Consider the following 2,275-nt stretch of genomic DNA (forward strand, 5'->3'; position numbering starts at 1 on the left):
AGTGTTATAGGTATTTTAATATGGAGTCTTTTATGGCTCAAGGATATAGATTTTTTCAATTTGATAGATAAGCTTATCGAGTACAAACCTGATTTATTTCCATTTACAATAGCATTTTCGATGTTTTTATTTATTAATATTTACAACGCGAAGCAAAAAGAAACTCCTTGGTATATAGTGATTTGGCAATCTCTTTTAACAGGGATAGGGCTGTGGATATTTATATTTTTGGCAGAAACAGGAATATTGAAAGCTTATAAGCCTGGTTTTTTTGCATCACTTGCGTTATTCCTAGCCTTTAGCGTACCTGTGTTGATTCGCTATTCAGATTTTTTACAAGAGTTAATTATTAAGCAGGGAAGACATATCCAAGAGGCTGGCGATAGCTTTAGTTTCCCTGCCTCTGTATCTGGCGTATTATTGATATGTCTTAGCGCATATAATTTTGGTGGTTATAACCTCAGCTTTTGGGCTTTTATTCTTGGTTTAATACTGCTATTTTTGTTGCCTGTTGCAAGAGCGTACTATTTGGGAGGTAAATAGAATCAAACCATGTTAGAAGTAACCAAACCAGAGGAAATAACTAACATTGCCGATATTTCCTCTATGCCAAAAGCTGAACTGCACATACACTTGGAAGGCGCACCCCGCTGGCAAAAAGTTCGAGAAGTATGGCATCGGCACAAAGGAATTGTTCTACCTGAGTCTCCTTTTTGGTACGAACAAAGTTTCCGATTTGCTAACTTTGAAGAATTTCGCTTATTGTTTCGCGATTATATTCATCCTTGGTTACAGACGCCTTCGGGTTATAATGAGTTAATTCGCGATGTATTTGATGCTTTTATCGAACAAAACATTCGTTATGTAGAGTTAGATTTTTACGTTCCTTTAGTTGAGCGAGTTGGCGCTTCTCTCGATCGCGTTTTAGCACTTTTGGAAGAAGAGGTAGAAAGAGCGCGATCGCACGGTACAATTATCAGAATGTTTGCTGGTCTCAATCGCAATGAAGGTGCTGAAAGTGCTAGCTATTGGGTACAAAAAGTTATTTCCGAAAAAATTATCTCTGGATTCGATCTTCACGGTTCGGAATTCGGTTGGCCTGCCGATATATTTAAAGAAGCATTTGCGCCAGTTTTTGCCACAGGAAAAAAAGTCAAAGTCCACGCTGGGGAAATGACTGGCCCTGAAACAATTCGCGCTGCTGTGGAAGGATTGGGGGTTAAACAAATCGGTCACGGAACTTCTGCAATTCAAGATCCGGATGTTGTGAAATTGTTGCGCGATCGCCAAATCCTAGTGGAAATGTGCCCCACTTCTAACGAACGTCTCGCAAATGTTTCATCCTATCAAGACCATCCTATTTTAGCATTAGATGCAGCCGGAGTGGCTGTTACCGTCAACTCAGACGATCCTACTTGGTTTGGCTTAAATTTAACAGAAGAAATGGTGCGCCTAATGTGCGAACGAGGTGTTACTGTTGCAGATTTAGGCCGATGGACGCGCAATGCTTTTGAAGGAGCAATTGTAGAAGAAGAAACGCGATCGGCTTTTTTGACAGAATTAGATGAATGGCTTGTAAATTTGGCAACTAAGTAAATCGCATAAAACAATCATTGGCGATCGCTCGCGACTAAATTTATGAAATTGATTTGCTATTGTTGTATTATAACCAGCCCGCTATTGAAAAATTAAGATCGGATTTAATTATGGCGCATCTTAATCAGCGTCGCCCGGAAAATGTGAGTGGCGATTTTTACGTAGATAGTAGTTGTATTGATTGCGATACTTGTCGCTGGATGGCTCCCGAAGTCTTCGCTAGTGTGGGGGAACAATCAGCAGTGTATCATCAACCTGCAAATGAGGAAGAAAGGTTGCGATCGCTCCAAGCGTTGCTTTCTTGTCCTACGGCTTCGATCGGCACAGTTGAAACACCAAAAGATATAAAAGAGGCGCAGGAAACTTTCCCTATTTTGGTAGATGAAAATGTTTACCATTGCGGCTATCACTCGGAGGATTCCTACGCGGCTGCGAGTTATTTGATTGTTAGACTCGAAGGCAATATCTTAGTTGATTCTCCCCGCTTTACACCGCCATTAGTTAAACGACTGGAGGAAATGGGTGGGATTCGTTATATGTATCTCACACACAGAGATGATGTGGCGGATCATCAAAAATATAGAGAGCATTTTGAGTGCGATCGCATCCTCCATCAGGACGAAATTAATTCCGGTACTCGCGATGTAGAAATCAAATTATCCAGTTCGGAACCGTATAA

3 protein-coding genes are annotated in these 2,275 nt (G+C 40.7%); all 3 read left to right on the top strand.

Features of this window, described 5'->3' with window-relative positions; all coding sequences use genetic code 11:
• The coding region (locus H6S82_RS29820; RefSeq protein WP_191057221.1) for a hypothetical protein at positions 1–543 on the top strand (543 nt) is incomplete at its 5' end.
• A gap of 9 nt (positions 544–552) precedes the next feature.
• Positions 553–1,596, top strand: a complete 1,044-nt coding sequence (locus H6S82_RS29825; RefSeq protein WP_191057222.1) for an adenosine deaminase family protein — start codon at positions 553–555, stop codon at positions 1,594–1,596.
• Positions 1,597–1,706: 110 nt separating this feature from the next.
• Positions 1,707–2,275 (top strand): ferredoxin (locus H6S82_RS29830; protein ID WP_191057223.1); only part of this gene is annotated, 569 nt, incomplete at its 3' end.

It is taken from the genome of Planktothrix sp. FACHB-1355 (assembly GCF_014748295.1).
Lineage (GTDB): Bacteria > Cyanobacteriota > Cyanobacteriia > Cyanobacteriales > Aerosakkonemataceae > Aerosakkonema > Aerosakkonema funiforme_A.